Source organism: Lutibacter flavus (assembly GCF_900188355.1).
Taxonomy (GTDB): Bacteria; Bacteroidota; Bacteroidia; order Flavobacteriales; family Flavobacteriaceae; genus Lutibacter; species Lutibacter flavus.
Genome location: NZ_FZNX01000001.1, coordinates 347,787 through 368,379, shown reverse-complemented (window position 1 = coordinate 368,379; position 20,593 = coordinate 347,787). Strand labels below are relative to the sequence as shown.

23 protein-coding genes are annotated in these 20,593 nt (G+C 29.4%); 18 read left to right on the top strand and 5 right to left on the bottom strand.

What is annotated here, in order from left to right; all coding sequences use genetic code 11:
- Positions 1-144 precede the first annotated feature (144 nt).
- From CHB63_RS01615 to CHB63_RS01585, 7 genes are all read left to right on the top strand, one after another.
- Positions 145-978, top strand: coding sequence for a sulfurtransferase (locus tag CHB63_RS01615; RefSeq protein WP_089376689.1), 834 nt, complete (start codon positions 145-147; stop codon positions 976-978).
- A gap of 170 nt (positions 979-1,148) precedes the next feature.
- Positions 1,149-2,012 carry an alpha/beta hydrolase gene (locus CHB63_RS01610; RefSeq protein WP_089376688.1) on the top strand — a complete coding sequence of 288 codons (864 nt, stop codon included), beginning with the start codon at positions 1,149-1,151 and terminating at the stop codon, positions 2,010-2,012.
- 28 nt (positions 2,013-2,040) lie between these two features.
- Positions 2,041-2,871 carry an alpha/beta hydrolase gene (locus CHB63_RS01605; protein ID WP_089376687.1) on the top strand — a complete coding sequence of 277 codons (831 nt, stop codon included), beginning with the start codon at positions 2,041-2,043 and terminating at the stop codon, positions 2,869-2,871.
- Positions 2,846-3,616: a hypothetical protein gene (locus CHB63_RS01600; protein ID WP_141107239.1), complete on the top strand. Its 771-nt coding sequence runs from the start codon at positions 2,846-2,848 to the stop codon at positions 3,614-3,616. The genes CHB63_RS01605 and CHB63_RS01600 overlap by 26 nt, the downstream gene beginning before the upstream one ends.
- Positions 3,603-3,854, top strand: a complete 252-nt coding sequence (locus CHB63_RS01595) for an aldo-keto reductase family protein (RefSeq protein ID WP_089376685.1) — start codon at positions 3,603-3,605, stop codon at positions 3,852-3,854. Before CHB63_RS01600 ends, CHB63_RS01595 begins: the two co-directional genes overlap by 14 nt.
- Before the next feature lie 100 nt (positions 3,855-3,954).
- Positions 3,955-6,213, top strand: coding sequence for a beta-glucosidase BglX (gene bglX / locus CHB63_RS01590; protein WP_089376684.1), 2,259 nt, complete (start codon positions 3,955-3,957; stop codon positions 6,211-6,213).
- A 5-nt stretch (positions 6,214-6,218) separates the two neighbouring features.
- Positions 6,219-7,142, top strand: coding sequence for a DUF2268 domain-containing putative Zn-dependent protease (locus CHB63_RS01585; protein WP_089376683.1), 924 nt, complete (start codon positions 6,219-6,221; stop codon positions 7,140-7,142).
- Positions 7,143-7,151: 9 nt separating this feature from the next.
- Here the strand turns inward: CHB63_RS01585 and CHB63_RS17080 are convergent, their stop codons facing one another.
- On the bottom strand, positions 7,152-7,301 hold the full coding sequence (locus tag CHB63_RS17080) for a hypothetical protein (protein ID WP_176420201.1): 150 nt from the start codon (positions 7,299-7,301) through the stop codon (positions 7,152-7,154).
- A gap of 146 nt (positions 7,302-7,447) precedes the next feature.
- Here CHB63_RS17080 and CHB63_RS01580 point away from each other — a divergent pair, with 146 nt between their 5' ends.
- From CHB63_RS01580 to CHB63_RS01540, 9 genes are all read left to right on the top strand, one after another.
- On the top strand, positions 7,448-7,885 hold the full coding sequence (locus CHB63_RS01580; protein WP_089376682.1) for a KTSC domain-containing protein: 438 nt from the start codon (positions 7,448-7,450) through the stop codon (positions 7,883-7,885).
- Positions 7,886-8,204: 319 nt separating this feature from the next.
- Positions 8,205-8,906, top strand: coding sequence for a CPBP family intramembrane glutamic endopeptidase (locus tag CHB63_RS01575; RefSeq protein ID WP_089376681.1), 702 nt, complete (start codon positions 8,205-8,207; stop codon positions 8,904-8,906).
- A gap of 277 nt (positions 8,907-9,183) precedes the next feature.
- Positions 9,184-9,744 (top strand): DUF1572 family protein, encoded by a 561-nt coding sequence (locus tag CHB63_RS01570; protein ID WP_089376680.1) that lies wholly within the window; start codon positions 9,184-9,186, stop codon positions 9,742-9,744.
- A 99-nt stretch (positions 9,745-9,843) separates the two neighbouring features.
- Entirely contained in the window at positions 9,844-10,143 is a 300-nt protein-coding gene (locus CHB63_RS01565) for a hypothetical protein (protein WP_089376679.1), read from the top strand.
- Between the two features lie 27 nt (positions 10,144-10,170).
- Positions 10,171-10,488, top strand: a complete 318-nt coding sequence (locus tag CHB63_RS17035; RefSeq protein WP_141107237.1) for a hypothetical protein — start codon at positions 10,171-10,173, stop codon at positions 10,486-10,488.
- Between the two features lie 328 nt (positions 10,489-10,816).
- Entirely contained in the window at positions 10,817-11,713 is an 897-nt protein-coding gene (locus CHB63_RS01555; RefSeq protein WP_089376677.1) for a DnaJ C-terminal domain-containing protein, read from the top strand.
- A 1-nt stretch (position 11,714) separates the two neighbouring features.
- Positions 11,715-12,014 (top strand): chaperone modulator CbpM, encoded by a 300-nt coding sequence (locus tag CHB63_RS01550; protein ID WP_089376676.1) that lies wholly within the window; start codon positions 11,715-11,717, stop codon positions 12,012-12,014.
- 386 nt (positions 12,015-12,400) lie between these two features.
- Complete coding sequence (locus tag CHB63_RS01545; protein ID WP_089376675.1) at positions 12,401-14,596, top strand: beta-glucosidase; 2,196 nt, start codon at positions 12,401-12,403, stop codon at positions 14,594-14,596.
- An 81-nt stretch (positions 14,597-14,677) separates the two neighbouring features.
- The gene (locus CHB63_RS01540; RefSeq protein ID WP_089376674.1) at positions 14,678-15,844 is read left to right on the top strand and encodes a DUF418 domain-containing protein; all 1,167 of its coding nucleotides are present in this window, start codon (positions 14,678-14,680) and stop codon (positions 15,842-15,844) included.
- Positions 15,845-15,948: 104 nt separating this feature from the next.
- Here CHB63_RS01540 and CHB63_RS01535 read toward each other — a convergent pair whose 3' ends face one another.
- Positions 15,949-16,317, bottom strand: a complete 369-nt coding sequence (locus tag CHB63_RS01535; protein WP_089376673.1) for a GerW family sporulation protein — start codon at positions 16,315-16,317, stop codon at positions 15,949-15,951.
- 12 nt (positions 16,318-16,329) lie between these two features.
- The gene (locus CHB63_RS01530; RefSeq protein ID WP_089376672.1) at positions 16,330-16,830 is read right to left on the bottom strand and encodes a hypothetical protein; all 501 of its coding nucleotides are present in this window, start codon (positions 16,828-16,830) and stop codon (positions 16,330-16,332) included.
- A 477-nt stretch (positions 16,831-17,307) separates the two neighbouring features.
- On the opposite strand from CHB63_RS01530, the gene CHB63_RS01520 reads away from it, so the two are divergent.
- The gene (locus CHB63_RS01520) at positions 17,308-17,910 is read left to right on the top strand and encodes a hypothetical protein (RefSeq protein ID WP_089376670.1); all 603 of its coding nucleotides are present in this window, start codon (positions 17,308-17,310) and stop codon (positions 17,908-17,910) included.
- A 52-nt stretch (positions 17,911-17,962) separates the two neighbouring features.
- On the opposite strand, the gene CHB63_RS01515 is transcribed toward CHB63_RS01520, so the two are convergent.
- Together CHB63_RS01515 and CHB63_RS01510 are read right to left on the bottom strand one after the other, a co-directional pair.
- Positions 17,963-19,666, bottom strand: a complete 1,704-nt coding sequence (locus tag CHB63_RS01515) for an ABC1 kinase family protein (RefSeq protein ID WP_089376669.1) — start codon at positions 19,664-19,666, stop codon at positions 17,963-17,965.
- 1 nt (position 19,667) lies between these two features.
- Positions 19,668-20,039 (bottom strand): hypothetical protein, encoded by a 372-nt coding sequence (locus tag CHB63_RS01510; RefSeq protein WP_089376668.1) that lies wholly within the window; start codon positions 20,037-20,039, stop codon positions 19,668-19,670.
- Between the two features lie 128 nt (positions 20,040-20,167).
- Between CHB63_RS01510 and CHB63_RS01505 the strand changes: the two genes are divergently transcribed.
- On the top strand, positions 20,168-20,575 hold the full coding sequence (locus CHB63_RS01505) for a CBS domain-containing protein (RefSeq protein WP_176420199.1): 408 nt from the start codon (positions 20,168-20,170) through the stop codon (positions 20,573-20,575).
- The last annotated feature ends 18 nt before the right edge of the window (positions 20,576-20,593 follow it).

The window sequence follows — 20,593 nt, the reverse complement described above, 5'->3', positions numbered from 1 at the left end:
ATATGTATAAAAATAAACATTTTATTCAAGTAATATCTGTACTTACTTAGTTTAGAATAATACTAAGTTACTTCATTGTTTTGTTTTAGATAAAATTGAAAAATCATAGTATATTTACATTAAAGAACATAACACTTAAATATTTTGAAAAAAACAATTGTATCTGTCAAATGGCTTTATAAAAATTTAAATGACCCAAATTTAATAATTCTTGATGCTAGTCAAACTGAAAATAAACAAGGAATAAAAACTGAATTTGATGGTTGGCAAATACCAAATGCACGTTTTTTTGATTTAAAAAATAATTTTAGCAAAAAAGATACAGAAATGCCAAATATGCTTCCAAATCCAGAAGGTTTTGAAACTGAAGTAAGAAAATTAGGAATAAACAAATCCAGTAAAATAGTAGTTTATGATAATTTAGGAATTTACACAAGTCCAAGAGTTTGGTGGATGTTTAAAATAATGGGGCATAAAAACATTGCTGTTTTAAATGGCGGACTTCCAGAATGGGTGAAAAATGGATTTGAAACAGAAAAAATTCAAAATAAAAAGTACCCTGTTGGAGATTTTGAAGCTACTTTTAAACCAATATTGGTAAAAAATATGGAAGACATTAAAACCAATCTAAAAACAAAATCAGCTATAGTAATTGATGCTCGTTCCGAGGGTAGATTTAATGGAACAGCACCCGATCCTAGGCCAACATTAAAAAGTGGCCATATTCCAAATACTATTAATTTACCTTATACCAAAGTATTAAATAACGGAAAGCTAAAATCAAAAGAAAAATTAGTACAATTATTTAGTGAAATTGAACTTGACAATAATCCTCTAATTTTTAGTTGCGGATCGGGAATAACGGCTTGCATTTTACATTTGGCGGCTGAAGAAGTTATAAAAAATGAAAAAGCTGTTTATGATGGTTCCTGGACAGAATGGGCTTCAACAAAAAACAACCCAATAGAAACAACATAATTTTGTTTTTTTATTTCATAATAAAATTACTTAAAAAGAGTACTTTTAATGCTGCAAATTTTAATTACAATTTTATCATTATGAAACGAGCTTGCTAAAAAGTTTATCACTTAATAAAATGACAAATAGCGAACAGCAGGTGACCGTTTAAAAACAAATTATATAAACACATGAAAAAACTAACCATCTTATTAAATTTAATGCTAATAATTTCATCAGTATCTTTTGCCCAAAATGGTAAAGTGTTTGATAATTTAACCGTAAAAAGTACTATTTTAAAATCTGAAAGGAAATTTGCTGTTTATTTACCACCTGATTACGAAACTTCTCAAAGAAGTTACCCTGTCTTATATCTTTTACACGGAGCTGGTGATGATCATACTGGTTGGGTACAATTTGGTGAAGTGCTTCGTATTACAGACAATGCTATTAAAGATGGAACTGCTACTCCAATGATTATTGTGATGCCAGATGCAAATACTGGACAACGTGGTTATTTTAATAACATTAAAGGCGATTGGAGATACGAAGATTTCTTTTTTGAAGAATTAATTCCATATGTTGAGAAAACCTATCGTATTAAAAGTGAAAAGCGTTTTAGAGCTATTGCAGGTCTTTCTATGGGCGGCGGCGGAAGTTTTATGTATGCGCTTCACCATCCGGAAATGTTTTCTTCTGCTTGTCCTTTAAGTGCTTACGTTGGAGAACTTTCAATTGATAATTTTAAAGAACGCTTCTTGAAAAATGATCCTTCTTTGAGCGAAACTGTTATTCAAGAATATTTTAATAACCACAATGCTGTTTCTTTAATAAATAATAATTCTGCGGATAAATATAAAAGTGTTAGATGGTTTATAGATTGTGGTGACGATGATTTTTTATATGAAGGGAATAGTTTGGTACATATCGCAATGAAAAAGAAAGAAATACCACATGAATATAGAGTTAGAGATGGGATTCATAGCTGGACTTATTGGAGAGCTTCACTTCCTGTTGTTTTAGAATTTGTTTCTGATGCTTTTCACCAATATTAAATCTAGTTAAAAATTGCTTTTTTATCTTATGAAAGACATCAAATTAGTAATCATCTTTTTAATTTTTGGGACTACTATAATTGCCCAAATTCCAGCAGAAAGTAAAACAAATAATAGCAAACCATTTTCAATTGGAGAAACTGTTGAAATACATTCGAAAATACTAAACGAACAACGGGTTTTAAATATTTATTTACCTTTTGGCTATTCTAAAGATTCCATAAAAAAATACCCGGTTATTTATTTGTTGGATGGTTCAGCAGATGAAGATTTTATTCATATCTCAGGTTTGGTTCAATTTGGTTCTTATCCTTGGATAAATATACTTCCAGAGTCTATAGTTGTTGGAATTTCTAACATTGATAGAAGGAAAAATTTTACGTTTCCAACCAATAATGAAAGAGATAAAATAGATTTCCCAACTACCGGAAGCTCTGAAACATTTATTAATTTTTTAGAAAAAGAATTACAACCATTTATTGAAACAAACTACCATACAAAGACTACAAAAACAATTATTGGTCAGTCTCTTGGAGGGCTTTTAGCAACTGAAATTTTATTCAAAAAGCCTGATTTATTTAATAATTATATAATTGTAAGCCCTAGCCTGTGGTGGGATGATGAATCTCTGCTTAATTTCAAACCAATCGATTATATGTCGAATAAATCCATTTATATAGCTGTTGGTAAAGAGGGAGAAGTTATGCAAAGGGTAGCTAATGAGTTGTATGAAAAATTAAATACCCTAAATACTGAAAATACAAATTTGTACTTTGAATTTTTAGAAAGACTAGATCACGGAGACACACTACATTTAGCTGTTTACAATGCTTTTGAAAAAATATTTAAATCTGAATAACATAGTTTTTAACACATCTAATTTCAACTTAAAAACTATCCTAAATAAAAGTATAATTATACTAATTTTATTAAGCATAACATCTTGTTTTTCACAGGAATGGAAAAATTTAAAAGCCTATCAAAATGAAACTGGAAATACTGTTCTTAAGGATGGGTGTTGGCTAAAAAAAGATAGAAAAAAACAAACAATAATTTGGAAAAATGCTAACGTATTTAATTTAATTAATAACGAATTCAAAAAATACAAAACCATAGATCAAATTCGTGATTTTTATCTTTTTACTCAACAAGAAATTAGTTTAAAAGGGCACGAAGTAAATTGGATTCATGCAGCCTCAACAATAGCAACACGATTTTCCATCATTGAAAAAGATTTTATTCGTATTTTTATTATTAGAAACAAGGAGGTTATAAAATTTACCGATGAAGGATCTAAAGAAGTATTTGAATTTTCATTTCCTAAACTAAAAGAACTCTATTTTTCTAAAGAAATATTGAAAGGTTCAATTGCTGATACTTGGGATCAAAAACAAGCAAAAAAAGAACAGTGTATTATTTTAGAACCCATTTATAAAAAGCTCTCAAAAAAGGCCTTAAAAAAACTTGAAAGAATGGCAAAAGGCAAAGGAATATTTAGCTTGGGCGTTTCAAAAAAAATTAGGTTTGAAGGCGAAATACATGATTGCAATTCTAGATATAATTATACCATTAATAAATTAATTCCATATTGTGGTAGCATTTGATGAAGGTGTGCTTACCGGAAAATACAATGCTAATAGCAAATTTACTGAAGTCGATTTTAGAAGTAATTATTTTTCAGGAGATCGAATAGAACGAGCAGTTGCCCGTGTAGATAAAATTAAAGAGGAACTAAAGGATAGTAACTTAACAATGCCTCAATTGGCACTAAAATTCCCTTTAGCTCACGATGCCGTTAGTTGTGTAATTCCGAGAATTAGAAATTATGTGATGATAGTATAAATAAAAAACAAAATTATTGATGTAATTTTAAAAAAATAAAAACTTAATTTATAAATTAACTAAATAATAACCAACTAAAAAGACTCTGAGTTAACCACTTATGAAAAAACTTATATTAATTTTTACTATAATCTTCCTAACCAGTTGTCAGCAAAAACAAACAGACACTACTCCCTCAACCAGACAGTACGAAGCATCCATTAATGAGCTTGTTGCAAAAATGACCCTTGAAGAAAAAATTGGACAAACCAGTTTAAGAGGTACTTCAAGCAGAGTTAAAGGTGAGCTTCCACAAGCATTAAAAGATGCTGTAAGAGAAGGCAAAATAGGTGCCTTTTTAAATGTAATGAACACCGATTATGTAACGGAATTACAAAAAATTGCGGTTGAAGAAAGTCCAAATGGAATTCCTTTAATTTTTGCAAGAGATATAATTCACGGATTTAAAACTATTTTTCCAATTCCATTGGGAATGGCAGCTTCCTGGGATGCTGAAGTTACAAAATCTTCTTCAAGAATTGCCGCTATAGAAGCTTCTTCTGTAGGCATCCGATGGACCTTTGCTCCTATGCTGGATATTGCCAGAGATGGAAGATGGGGACGAATTGCAGAATCTCCTGGTGAAGATCCTTACCTAGCATCTGTTTTAGGAAAAGCCTATGTAGAAGGTTTTCAGGGTGATAGTTTAAGTGACCCAACAAGTATGGCTGCTTGCATAAAGCATTTTATTGGTTATGGCGCAGCAATTGGCGGAAGAGATTACAATACTGCAGAAATTCCTGAATCCTTATTAAGAAACGTTTACCTACCTCCTTTTGAAACAGCAATAAATGCTGGTGCGGCAACTTTAATGACTTCTTTTAATGAATTAAACGGGATTCCGGCATCCGGTAATGAGTTTTTATTGAAACAAGTTTTAAGAGACGAATTAAAATTTGATGGCTTTGTAGTAAGTGACTGGAATTCAGTTACAGAAATGATTACACACGGTTATGCAAAGGATGAAAAACACGCTGCAGAACTTGCTGCAAATAGCGGGATGGATATGGAAATGACCAGCCAATCTTACGAAAATCATTTAAAAGAATTGATTGAAGAAGGAAAGGTATCCGAAGCTCAATTAGATATGTATGTGAAAGATATTTTAAGAATAAAATTCAGATTGAATTTATTTAAAAACCCATATATTTCAACAGATAATAATGTCGATTTTTATAGTGATTCTCATTTAGAAGAAGCAAAAATAGCTGCTATAAAAAGTACCGTGTTATTAAAAAACAATCAAATATTACCACTTAATAAAACAACTAAAATAGCATTAATTGGTCCGTTAGCAGATGCTCCTCACGAGCAATTAGGAACCTGGACTTTTGATGGAGACAAAACACAAACAAAAACACCTTTAAAAACATTTATAAAAAATAATATAAATGTTAATTACGCTTTAGGGACAGCATATAGTAGAGATAAATCTACCAAAGGTTTTACAGAGGCAGTAAGCAAAGCAAAAGCATCAGATGTAATTGTTTTTATTGGTGGAGAAGAAGCCATTCTTTCTGGTGAAGCGCATAGTAGAGCAACAATTGATTTACCGGGTGCACAAGAACAATTGATAAAAGAACTTGCCAAAACAGGAAAGCCAATTATTTTGGTAATTATGGCTGGGAGACCAATTACAATTACTAATATTATAGATGATGTTGATGCTGTTTTAATGGCTTGGCATCCTGGAACTATGGGCGGACCTGCTTTGCACGATATTATTTTTGGAGATACCGAACCAAAAGGAAGACTTCCTATTACCTGGCCAAAAACTGCCGGACAATATCCGCTGTTTTATAATCATAAAAATACTGGAAGACCAGCCAATAATTCAACCTTTGTTCATTTAGATTCCATTCCAATTGGTGCCTGGCAAAGTTCTTTAGGAAACGCTTCTCATTATTTAGATGCTGGTTTTACACCTCATTTTCCGTTTGGATATGGTTTGGGTTACACAACTTTTAGTTATGAAAATATTCAAATTTCTAAGGATACCATTGGTTTAAATGAAGCGTTGCAAGTGAAAGTTTTATTAACGAATACGGGAGATCGAGATGGAAACGAAATTGTTCAATTGTATGTTCAGGATATTGTAGGAAGTATAACAAGGCCTATAAAAGAATTAAAAGGTTTTAAAGCTGTACACCTTAAAAAAGGAGCACAACAGGAAGTAACTTTTACTATTTCTCCAGAAGATTTGAAATTTGTGAATCACAAATTAGAAAATAAAGTAGAACCTGGTGATTTTAATGTTTTTATTGGTCCAAATTCGGCGCAAGGTTTAAAAACTTCATTTTTAATAACCACTAAAAACTAATAACTATGATTAGAATTGGTTTTTTATTGTTTGCATTATTTCTGTTTAATGGATGTCAACAGACCGTTGTTCCAGATTTTGAAAGAACTAATTTTGATATAAAAGGCCAGAAATTTGAAATATTAACTACAAAAAACTTATTTGAAAATTATTTAATTGAGCAACAACAATTCAGCGATTACAACAGAGCATCTAAAAAGTTACTTTTTAATCCAATTGAAAATGAAATATTAGAGAATGCTGAAGCTGCATTTATGATTAATTCTATAAAAATACCATATGAACCTTCCGATTTTCTAAAAGAGCAACTAAAAAAATTCAATACAAAAGTTGCGATTGAAATTATTGAAAAGGAATTAAACTCCATAACAGATTTAATAAAGGGTCCAGATACAAAAATTATTTTATTACCAATTAGTCCAGCTTTAAAAAAAAGGCTTAACAAGTATAAATTACCTGGCTATGGTGTAGCACTTGGAAGTGGTAAAATTATAATTGCTATTGATCAAACAGCTGATAACTGGAAAGAATATTTATCATTTACAATTGCTTATGAATATCATCATAGTGCCTGGATGTATAGAAACTGGATTGATGCTAACTTTTCTTTATTGGAATATTTGATTTTTGAAGGTAAAGCTGATGCCTTTGCTAAAAGTATTAACAATGCTATTGAAGTTCACTCTACAACCTATATTTCAGAAGAAAAAGAGCATTTTGTGTGGAATTTAATTGAACCCGATTTAGATAAAAGAGGGTCTGAAATAATTTTAAAAGTTATGTATGGTAACAAAGAGATTCCATTTGGAAGCGGATATGCAATAGGTTATAGTATCTTAAAAAAATTTAAAGAAAACAATCCAACATTTACTGACCTAGATATTATTGATATGGAAGCAAGAACAATGCTGGAATTAAGCAGCTATTAAAAATAACAATCACTTCGCAATATTTAAAAAATGGTTATTTCTTATTGGCATTAAAATAAAAAACCATTTAAAAGGTAGCCAAATTTCTTTATAATTAATACCAATTTCTTTTTTTACTACATCCTTAAACCAGTTTTCCCATTCAAACTGATAAATCATTAGCCATTCCTTTTAAAATTATTATTCATTACATAGGACAACAATCCTGTTTTACAGGGAAATATCTTCTATTCTTCCATTTAAAAAAATGATAGGCTTTATTAAAATAATATGAATACATTTGCAAAAAATTTGAAACATTACATATGAAGCGTATCAATGAATACAAAAAAATATTTAAGGTAGAAGGAGCCATTAATCTGAAAGAACTTAAAAATACATACAGAGGATTGGTAAAAGAATGGCATCCAGATAAATTTCAGGACGAAGAAAAAAAGAATGAAGCTGGAATTATTAGTACAAAAATTATTGATGGCTATCATTTTTTAGTGAGTATCGCTCCAGAAACTAAAGAAGCCAATTTAGAAGAATACTCAAAAATAACTTCTGAATCAAAAATTGAAGACTTTAAACATAAAAGTATGCTCTTAGAAATTACATTTGTTTGTGGAACTACTTACGAATATTTTGGAGTGAACAAAAATCTTTTTACCAAATTTGTGAATAGCGGTCAGCGATCTAATTTTGCCAAAAGAAAATTATACAATTCTTTCCTTTACAGAAAGTCGAAGAAAGCGGCTTAATAACTTAAGCCTAAAATTTACAAAGCCTAAACTGCATTAAATTACAGTTTAGGCTTTTTTATTTGAGTAAAACCTATTAAAAGTGCGCTTTTTTAGCTCTTATTTTTTACCCCTGATAAAAATCATACTATCAGCATCTTATGTTGTTTATATTTGAGTATACAGACTAAAAAAATTGCAAATTTTCCTTTTTTTCGAGTGTATTTATAATGGAATAAATGTGATCTTAATTGGGATATAATTAGGTTATCGAATTAATAAAGACAGATTATTTGTAAAGGAGAAACTCGTAATAAATTAGAATTATATAATTTAACAAATGAATAAAATAGCTAAAAATATTCTTGCGATTTGTATTGCAATTTTACCGATCAATATAATCATGATATGGTACAGGCTTACGCAAACACAGAGTTTTTCAACTACAGATATGACAGTTTATCCACTTCTTTTTGGAGGTGGAACAATTATATTAATTCTTTTATTAAACAAATACCTTATAAAAGATACGTTTAAAACAACGTTTAATAGTGGCAAAGGAACTTGGTACTGGGATATTTTAGTTGGTATTGGTTTAGCCATTATTTATTTTATAATGTTCTTTATAGAACGTGCAACGCTGTATCAATGGATTCCTAATAACAATCCGCCAAATACAGAACTTATAAATGTTATGGGAGATCTGGCAAATAGCCCTATGCTAATGGTTATTTGGTTTGGTCCGGTTTTATGGATTGGTATTGCCTTGTTTGAAGAATTATCAAGAGCTTTTTTACTTAAAACCTTATGGAATATAAATAAAGATAAAGACTGGCATATAATGGCAATCTTTATAGCATCAGCTTTAATTGGTGCTGTACATTTATATCAAGGTACTGCAGGCATAATTTCTATAGGTTTAAAAAGCGTAGTAATAAGTTTCTACTTTTACAAATACCGTAGAATACTGCCTTTAATTGTTTCGCACGCCATTTATGACGGTTTGCAATTTGCATTTTTTATAATTGAAATTAGGCAATAATAAGTTTTATGGAAAACCTTATAAACTTATAAATAAAGAAAAGTGCCTCAATAATTTCACTTTCAATTAAAATAACTATTTAAAAAACATACTCTTAAGTGTTTTAGCAATTATTTCCACCTCCCTGATAAAAGTCATACTATCAGTATTTTATGTTTAATATATTTGAATGTACAAACTAAAAAAATTGCAAATTTTCCTTTTTAACAAGAATATCTCTATGGGATAAATGGGTTATATTAGGTTGTATTAAGTTGAACGTAAAAAATGAACTATTATGGAAGCTAATTATCTTGAAAGTGCAAAAAAGCAATTCGAATATTACAAAATGCTTGGTGAAAAAACCTTCAGTCAACTTGACGAAATGGAATTATTTTGGCAATATAACCTTGACAGTAATTCCATTGACATAATTGTGAATCATTTATGGGGAAATATGAAATCCAGATGGACAGATTTTTTAACTACCGATGGTGAAAAAAATTGGCGAAAAAGAGATCAGGAATTTGAATATGTAATAAAATCTAAAAGCGAATTTATAAAAAAATGGAATGATGGCTGGGAATGTTTGTTTACAGCCTTAGACTCTATTAATAAAGATAATTTTAACACCAAAGTTTATATCAGAAATGAAAGACATACTGTTGTTGAAGCCATAAACAGACAGTTAGCGCACTATGCATTTCACATTGGTCAAATAGTTTATATTGGTCGAATTATAAAAGCAGATAAATGGAAAAATTTGAGCATTCCAAAAGGGAAATCTCTGGAATTTAATGAAGAAAAATTTGCAGCCCAAAAAACTATAAAAGTAAGCTCAAATGCTCTACGAGCATAAAGGTTTATTTCTTAATTATTTTAAACAACATTTTCATATTTAAAATTATCAAAAAATTTATAATTTTATTGCATTTAAATATTAAATAATCTTAAAGAAATGACACCAAAAATTTCTATATTAAATACTAGTGCTACACTATTTCTTTTAGGTTGTTTAATTTATTTAATTACAAATTGGAGTGTATTATTTTTTGAAAAAAGCCTTGAATTGGTTCTAGTATTTGCGTTAATCCTTTTTGGAATTTCCGGATTAATTATAGATGCCATTTTAGCGTTTTATATTGCAAACAGATTTAAAGTAAATGTAATAGAGTTAGTATTGGTATTACTTACAGTTATTGCGGTACCAATTATAAAAAATTGTTGTTATGCAAATCTATTGCTCATCTATTTTTAAAATTGTTATATTTTAATAAATAAAACAATGAAAAATAGGTCCAAACCAAAACAACTATCAGGTATTAAATTAATTGCTATAATTAATGGGCTCGCAGCACTTCTTTATACAGTTTTTTTTGGGGATTTAGCCTTTATTAAACTCCCAGCCATTACCTCACTAAAAAACAGTTCCAAACAAATAAATTTTTCAACAACTTACGGGTTCGGAATTGCAGATTTACTATGGCCTGTTCCGCTCACTTATTGGATCAATAGCTCTTTGGAAAAAGCAGGAAATTGGTTGGTTGGCTGCACATTTAGCAAATGTTTTATACTGGTATTCTTTTACAGTAATAATTATTAGAGATTTTGCTTCAAATTCAATTTCATCTGGAACAATTATATTTTTACCTTTTGCCCTTTTTTCTTTCTGGGCAATCTATTTTTTATGGAGAAACAGAAACTTATTTTTTTAAAAAAAATATTAAAATATCCAATTTACTGAAATTAAAAGATACTTTTAGTTAGTCCTTTTTAAATTTTATCCGTAAATTTAAGGTAGAATTGAACCAATAAATTTTTGATAATTTGAGTTCTTTCTGGATGAAAATTCTCCCCAAATCATCCAATAATTCTTTCAAAAAGTATTGGTCAGTTTATAATGTAAGTCCTATTTTTTAAATATACTTCAAATGGAATTTATAGACTATTATAAAATATTAGGTATCACAAAAAAAGCAACAGAAGCTGAAATTAAAAAAGCGTATCGAAAATTAGCACGTAAATACCATCCCGATTTAAATCCTGACGATAAATCCGCTGAAAAAAAATTCAAAGAAATTAACGAAGCGAATGAGGTTTTAAGCAATCCTGAAAATCGTAAAAAGTACGATGAATATGGCAAGAATTGGAAACATGCAGAACAATTTGAAAAAGCAAAACAACAACAAGGTAGCAGGCAATCTCAGCAAAGAGGTTTTACGGGTGGAGGTTTTTCAGAAGGTGATTTTTCAGACTTTTTTGAATCTATGTTCGGTGGAGCAAGATCTTCCGGCAGACAAAGAAGTGGTGGTGTAAAATTTAAAGGACAAGATTTTAATGCCGAACTTCATTTAAATTTGCAAGACGTTTATGAAACCCAAAAGCAAGTTTTAACCGTTAACAACAAAAATATAAGGCTTACCATTCCCGCAGGAATACAAAACGGTCAGGTTATTAAAATTAGAGGAAAAGGTGGTCCTGGCGTAAATGGAGGTCCAAATGGCGATTTATTCATTAAATTCTCTATAAAAAATACTACAAAATTTAGAAGAGAAGGCAATAATTTATATACTACTGTCAATTTAGATTTATACACCGCAATATTGGGTGGTGAAATTAATGTTGATACTTTTAAAGGAAAGGTAAAATTAAAAGTTCCATCTGAAACTCAAAACGGAACCAAAATTAAGTTGAAAGGAAAAGGATTTCCGGTTTATAAAAAGGAAAATCAGTTTGGCGATTTAATTATTACATACAACATTAAAACTCCAATAAACCTAACCGATAAAGAGAAAAAATTATTTGAAGAATTACAAAAATTAAGATAAAATGGCTACACAAGAACTAATTTTAATAGATACACTTTGTACTCATTATCAAGTTGAGGTCTCATTTTTTGATGCTTTAGATACTATGGGTCTCATTGAAATACAAGTGATTGAACAAACAAAATACATACCTCAAGACATTATAAGTGATCTTGAAAGAATGATAAGAATTCACAATGAACTAAATGTAAACATTGAAGGTATTGATGTGGTTTTTAATCTGTTAAAAAAAATGGAAACTATGCAAAAAGAACTAAATACTATAAAAAACAGACTCAATCTTTATGAAAGTGATTTGTAATAAAACGAATTTCTTGTCATTCTGAAAGCAGTGTAACGGATTAAAGAATCTATATTTCATACTAATATTACCCAAAGATTCTTGGTTACCACTCAGAATGACACACACTATTTTGTCATTCTGAAAGGAGTGAAACGGATTGAAGAATCTATATTTCATACTATTATTACCTAAAGATTCTTGGTTACCACTCAGAATGACAATTTTTAATATAAAATCCTTCTGATACTATTGTATTGAAATTTGTTTCATTTTTATTAATTTAATCAATGATTTCATAGTAATTTTAAGCTTTTGAAATCAGCTATAATTAATTTAATAAAATATCAATAATGAGAACTCAGTATCTATTTAAATTATCAATAAAATTATGTTTAAGTTTTTTGATGATTTTTCTTTTTAACACGAACATTCAGGCACAAAAAATAAGTGAATTTCCTACATCAAATTATGACTTTTCAAATCCATTACCACAAAATATAGATACGAAAATAGATAGTATAATTTCACTATTAACCTTGGAAGAAAAAGTAGCAATGTGCCACGCTCAGTCTAAATTCAGTACTCCGGGAGTTGCACGTTTAGGAATTCCAGAAATTTGGATGTCAGATGGTCCGCACGGAGTTCGTGGAGAAATTAACTGGGACAATTGGGGATATGCCGATTGGACAAACGATTATATTACTGCGTTTCCTGCGCTTACCTGTCTTGCAGCAACCTTTAATCCTAAACTTTCAAATGATTATGGTGTAAATGTTGGTGAAGAAGCACGTTATAGAAAAAAAGATATTTTATTAGGTCCGGGAGTAAATATTTACCGCACTCCTTTAAACGGCCGAAACTTCGAATATATGGGTGAAGATCCATTTTTAGCTTCAAAAATGGTGGTTCCTTACATAAAAGGAGTGCAACAAAATGGTGTTGCGGCTTGTGTAAAACATTATGTGTTAAACAATCAGGAATTATGGAGAGGGCATATAAATGTTGAAGTGAGTGATAGAGCTTTATACGAAATTTATCTTCCTGCTTTTAAAGCTGCTGTTGAAGAAGGTGAAGCTTGGTCAATAATGGGAGCTTACAATCAATTTAGAGGACAACATACAACTCACCATCAATTACTTACAAACAAAATTTTAAAAGAAGACTGGGCTTTTGACGGAGTTGTTATTTCCGATTGGGGTTCAACTCATAATACAAACGAAGCTGCTCTTTTTGGATTAGATATGGAAATGGGAACTGGTACAGATGGACTAACCTCTTCTACTGAATCAGCTTATGATTATTATTATTTAGCAAATCCTTTTTTAAAGTTGTTAAAAGACAAAGAAATTGACGAAGAAGTCGTTAATGACAAAGTACGTAGAATTCTAAAACTGATGTTTAGAACTAATATGAATCCTACTCGTAATTTTGGACGCATGAATAATGTAGAGCATCTTGAAGTTGCCCGAAATATTGCAACCGAAGGTATTGTGCTGTTAAAAAATGAAAATCAATTTTTCCCAATTAATCCATCTAAAAAATTAACGATTGCTGTAATTGGTGAAAATGCAACCAGACCAATGACAATTGGTGGCGGTTCATCAGAATTAAAAGCCAAATTAGAAGTTTCTCCATTGCAAGGTTTGCAATCCAGATTTAAAAATGCAACCATTATTCACGCAATGGGATATTCTTCGGGGCCATCAGCTTACGGAAGAGTGATACCATCTAATCTTGATCAAAACAAATTAAAACAAGAAGCACTGGAAGCAGCTGCAAAATCAGATATTGTATTATTTATTGGAGGATTGAATAAAAGCTATCTTCAAGATTGTGAAGGTGGAGATCGTACACAATTTGAGTTACCATTTGGACAAGATGGTCTAATTGATGAAATTTTAGCTATAAATAAAAATACCGGAGTAGTTTTGGTAAGTGGTAATGCGGTTGCAATGCCCTGGTTATCAAAAGTACAAGGAGTTATGCAAACTTGGTATTTAGGAAGTGAAGCCGGCAATGCAATTGCAGATATTATAAGTGGAGATGCAAATCCATCTGGAAAATTACCTTTTTCTTTTCCCGTAAAATTAAAAGACAATGCAGCGCATTCATTCGGTGAATTATCATATCCCGGAGATAGTATAAATCAATATTATAAAGAAGATATTTTAGTTGGATACCGTTGGCACGATACTAAAAAAATTGAGTCATTATTTTCTTTTGGATATGGTTTATCATACACATCTTTTGAAATTTCAGATATTAAAACCGATAAAAAAACATATACAGCAGATAATCAAATAAAAATATCTTGTAAAGTAACTAATACCGGAAATTCAGATGGTGCTGAAGTAATTCAAGTTTATATAGGTAAACATAAATCTAAGGTTAAAAGAGCTTTAAAAGAGCTAAAAGGTTTTCAAAAAGTGAAGCTAATTAAAGGTGAAACAAACGAAGTTGAAGTTGTAATTAACGCTAAGGATTTATCTTTTTATGATGAAACGGTTTCAGATTGGAATTTAGAAAAAGGAACCTATTATGTGTATGTTGGAAATGCTTCTAATTCAATTTCTGAAAAATTAAAAATTAAAATTGAATAATCATTATTTGACATTTGTCAAATGGATTTTTCTAATAATTAATGAAATTTGAGAAAATAAAATATAAATATTTATTAGATAATGGCCTCCACTTCATCCCGCCTCCACGTTATTGATGCTCTTCGTGGCTTTGCAATTGTATCAATAATGTTGTTACATAATGTTGAGCATTTCGACTTTTATTTTACACCCGAAAACATTCCTGGATGGATGGCTTCTATTGATACCATAATTTGGGATAGCTTATTTTTTATATTTGGAGGTAAATCATATGCCATTTTTGCATTTTTATTTGGGCTTACCTTTTTTATTCAATTTAACAATCAGGAAAAAAGAGGAAACGATTTTAGACCACGTTTTGCCTGGAGATTACTGTTATTATTTGGTTTTGGGCTTATAAATTCTGCTTTTTTTCAAGGTGATATTCTTACAATTTATGCCATAATTGGCTTCTTTTTAATACCAATGGCAAAATTGAGTACTAAAACTGTCTTTTGGATTGCTTTATTTTTAATGCTGCAACCTTATGAATGGTTTCATTTTTTTACTGCCTTACAAAACCCAGTATTGCAAATTGCAGATCCTGAATCTTGGACATATTTTGGAAAAATGGGAGAATACATTCCAGAAAACAATATTCTAAATACTTTTATAGGGAATTTAACCAATGGAAAAATTGGTGTACTTCTTTGGAATTGGGAAAACGGGCGTATTTTTCAAATTTTATCCTTGTTTCTATTTGGGATGTTAGCAGGAAGAAAATCGCTGTTTGTAACTTCCGAAAAAAGCAAACAGTTTTGGGCAAAAACGTTAATAATTGCGGCAATTATTTTTATTCCATTTTATCTAATTAAAAACAGTTTAGCAAATTGGATTCAAAGTGAAAATGTGTTGCGTCCTCTATTAACTATTGAAACCTCCTGGACCAATATTGCATTTATGTTGGTGTTAATTTCTGGATTTACATTGTTATTTCAAAAAAAGTTTTTTCATAAAGTATTAAATTTATTTTCCCCATTAGGAAAAATGAGTCTGTCAAATTATATCATCCAATCTGTTGTAGGTTCCAGTATTTATTATGGTTTTGGTTTGGGATTGTATAAATATACGAGCCCAACTTATGGTTTACTTATTGGTATAGTTTTAAGCTTACTTATGGGCTATTTCTGCCATTGGTGGATGAAAAATCACAAACACGGACCTTTAGAGGCCATTTGGCATAAATTAACTTGGATAGGCACAAAATAAAACAACAAAAACTGAGCACGTTCATTCTTCTAAGAATATAAACTTGCTCAGTTCAAAATTTTACAAAGCATTCAAAGCTTTAATTAATTTTCATTAATTGTAGATTAAACTGTTGCTTTTTCTTTGCTTCTTTCCTTAACAATTTTCTCAACTAAGTCAGGAACTTTTTCAAATAATGCAGCTAAGCCATGTGTTTTACCTGCTTCTAAGAAAGAGATATGATCGCCTTTTGTTACTAAAAAACCAATTGGTTCAATACCAACTCCAGCACCTGCTCCCATTCCTTCTCTACTTGTTTCTTTTTTTTCACGACCTTCACCTCCGCCAGAACCAAATCCCATACCTACTTTAATAACTGGTACACATTTAAATTCTCCTAAATCAAATTGTTTACCAACTACAGTATCAGTATTTGCTTCTGTTTTCATAAAGTCTGTAATTTGCCCCAATAATTCTTCAAAATGTAATTCCATAATTTTTAATTTTTATATGTTTATAAATGATTTTATAATATTCAATGGTCTGTTCTGTATCTGAAAAACCAATTGATTTCTCCCTTCAAAATTTACTTTAAAATTTCCAACGTGATAATTTAAGAACCCAAAAATAGGATACAACTTGGCATTTAAAATGCAATCTCCCGTATCTATGTCAACTAATAATTTTTGAACTTTAAAAGATTTCAATAATCTCAGCATTGTCTTAAATTCTATATTCCTTTTTCTTTTTTTCTTTTTGTTGTTTTCTAACTTTTTTTTCTCACCACTAGCTTTATACATTAGTGGATAGAAGTAATAGTTAAAAAAGAATAATTTCAATTTAATTTTTATTACTTTCTTAACATCACTTTCAACACTTGCCTTTGCTAATCCCTTGATTTGCAAGTAATACTCATTTGAGTTTGTGTTTATAACCAATATAATTGGCACTAATAATAGATAAACTACCAGCAATAAAAACAGTGCTAAAAAACCAATTAAAAGCATCTTTAAATTTTATTTAAAGGAAAAAAAAGTTGATCTTAAACACAATGACAACAGTCAAACTAAGGCGTTTTTCTCTCTTAAATTCTATGATTTTACTCAGTTTTAAAAGAATGTTTAGTGTTCAAGTATTAAAAAGTAATTATTCTGTTAACATTTTAGGGTACACAATTACAATGGGAAATACAGTAATAACAGGGTATTTATTTAATGTTTTCGTGGTTTACAAAATATTAATTATGATATATATAAAACATATCATTTTAATAAATAAACTACATAAGTATAAAATAATTATAAGATTCTTTAAATATGCCACCCCAGAAGAAGCTAACTATAAAACTACACTCCCTTTAAAAGTGCTGATTTAGAATAAATCTATTAAATCTAACATTTAAAAATTGTAATGAAAAATGATATTCCTCATTGTGTTTATAAAGAATTCTGTTGAAATTTAATTAAATTCTAAAACAAATAATTATGAAAGATAAAAACGAAAATCAATTTATTGATAAAATTATAATTGCACTCAGAAAAACAGCTATTAGTTTAGAAAAATTTCAAGTTAAAGCCGCTTTAGGTAAAGCAGAAGCTAAAGATACATATGAGGAAGTTAAAAAGGAATTTAACTTATATATTCACGATAGTGAATATAAAATTAAAAAAGTTAAAGAAAATATTGATGATCTTAAGGCTAAGTTTGAAGAACTACTTGTACAATTAGATTTAGGAAAAGCTGAAACTATTCAGGCTTTTAAAAAGCAAAAAAAACAATTGCTTTTAACGCTGCATGAAATTGAAGTTAAAATAAAAAGCAATGAAACTTTAAAACGTATGTATGCAATAACACTAATTGAAATTGAACAATTTAAAATTCAGCTTGAAATATTAGAAGGAGAATACAAAAAGGATAAAAAAGCAGCAATAAGTTCATTTAAAAAAGGTAAAGAAGAATTTAATTCATTTATTGACAAAATAACAGCTAAATATTCTAAGAAAAAAGAAGAAACAAAACTTGAACACTTTCAAAACGAAATAGCAGAAGCTTTTAGCCATTTCAAAAATGCATTTTCAAATTCATAAGAAAGGTATCCACTTAAAAAAAGCGCAATAATATATTGTGCTTTTTTTGTGATTAATAGTCGTAATCACCTTTTCTTATATTTATAACCATTCTAATTCCTAAAAGTATTGATAAAATAAAACTGATTATACCAATTACAGAAATATTCTTCCACAACGGATGAACATCATAAATAATAAACAATGCAGCACTTATAATTAATGCAACCATAATAGAAGCAGTAATCAATTGTTTAGTAATGCGCTGCAAGGTATGTATCATAGGATCAATACCTTTATGCGTTAAATCTACTTTTATTTTCCCAGAATTTATTTTTCTGATAGCATTTTTTAAATCTGTAGGAAAATCTTCCATATAATCGGTAATCTCAACTATTGAATTTGCAACTTTCTTTCCTATTTTTATTGGATTAAATCTTCTTCGCGTACTTTTAATTAGATAAGGTTTAACTATTTCAAACTGGTCAAAGTTTGGGTCTAATTTATCAATAACTCCTTCCAAGGTTATTAAAGATCTTAAAAAAAGGAAAAAATAGGTAGGTACTTTTAAGCCATGATTAATTATAATATCTTTTAGCTCAAGAAGAATGGTACTCATCTCATTTTCATGAATTGTTCTAATGTAGTATTTTTCAACAAATTCATTAACATCAAATTCCAAATTCCTCATATTTGGAATATGTACATTATTTGATAGTTTTTGAAGGGCATCAATAATTGCTTTAACATCTTTTTTTGTAATTGCTATAAACAATTTACCAAAAATGGCTATATCTCTTGGTAACATACTTCCCATCATTCCAAAATCCAAGTAACCAATTTTTCCATTTGGAAGTACTAGCAAATTCCCAGGATGTGGATCCGCATGAAATAAACCATATTCAAAAATTTGCTTGTAGTAGCTTACAGCTAATCTATGGGCAATAATTTTTGTGTTAAAACCTTTTTCTTCTAATTCTTTTATTTTATCAATTTTAATACCTGAAATAAATTCTAAGGCTAATACTTTTGAGGTAGTAAATTCACGATATACTTTAGGTGCCAATGAGAAGTGATCTTGTGCTTCATCGTTTTCTAAATTATTATAAAATCGTTCAACGTTAATAGATTCATTTATAAAATCGAGTTCTTTTAAAATAGAATATTCAAAATTTTTAACCAGCCCTACTGGATCAAAACTTTTTATAGATGGAATTCTTTTTTCCAAAACTTCAGCAACTTTATACATTACTTTTATATCTTCAACAATAATATCATATATACCTGAGCGCTGTATTTTTAAAGCGACTCTTTTACCTGATTTTAAAGTTGCTTTATGTACCTGAGCCATAGATGCTGAGGCAAAGGGCTCTGGATCAAACCAAGCAAATAAATTATCAACTGTATCTTTTAATTCAATCTCTACAACTTCTTTTGCTCCCAATTGAGACATTGCAGGTACATTATCTTGAAGTTTTTCTAACTCAAATGTTAATTCTAACGGTACTAAATCCGGACGATTGCTTAAAATTTGACCAAACTTAACAAAAGTTGGTCCAAGTTCTTCACATACCAATCTCATTTTGGCCCATTTTGTATATAAAAGAGCCTGCCTTCTAGAAGCCTTAGGAATAAACTTCTGAAGAAAAACATACCGCTTTTTCTCATCTAGGTAATAAACTAAGTCTTCAAAACCATACTTCAATAAGACTTTTAATATTTGATTATACCTTGATATAGATTTAAAATTACGTCTTATACCCGTTAAAACCCCCATTTCATTTTTTTTCTAATTTATTTAATCGAGCTTCCAATAATGCAATTGCCATATCCGCTTTTTCTAACTTTTCATTCAACGCTTTTACTTCTTCAACATGTGCTATGTTAATTTTTTTATAGAGCTTAGTTACCAATTCCTCAATCTTTTCATTTAACTCTTCTCTAAGTTCATGAGTTTTAAGAAGTATTTTATCTGCAAATTCTAATTCATTACCATTTTCATCTAATTTTGATTCTGAAATTATCTTGTTAACTTCAGTTTTTCCTTTTTCAGATAATTCTTTAATTCTTTCCAAAAGTTCGGTATCTCTTGCTAAAATGTATAGACTAGAACTAAGTGTAAGTAATTCTATTATTGATTTTGTTTTCATGACGGGTAATTTTGACGCTTCTATTAAAATTATTACTAAAAAATTATCCTTAAAATGATATTCCTCATTTTAACCTTTAATATACCATGCTAAATTTAAGATGTATTAATAACGTTAAAACCAAAATAATGAGAACAAAAACAGGATTAATAACATCAATTATGACTAAGAATGTTGTTTGTGTTTCACCTGAACAAATCCTTTTGGATGTTAAACATATTTATGAGAAAAAAAACTTCCATCATCATATACCAGTAACTAAAAAAGGAAAATTAACAGGAATGATAAGCCTTATAGATTTTATGTATAATATTGCTGGAGCAGGAATAAATGATGATGCTATTGTTTATAAAAAATTAAAAGTTGAGGATATTATGACTAGAAATCCGTTTTTTTTAACCTCAACCGCCACAATTGAAGATGTTGCTAAAATATTAGCGGAAGGAAAATATCATGCCGTGCCCATTGTTGAAGATGAAAAATTAGTTGGTATTGTATCAACTGCCGATATTATTAGATTTTTCTTAAATATATAATCAAAACAATAACTAATT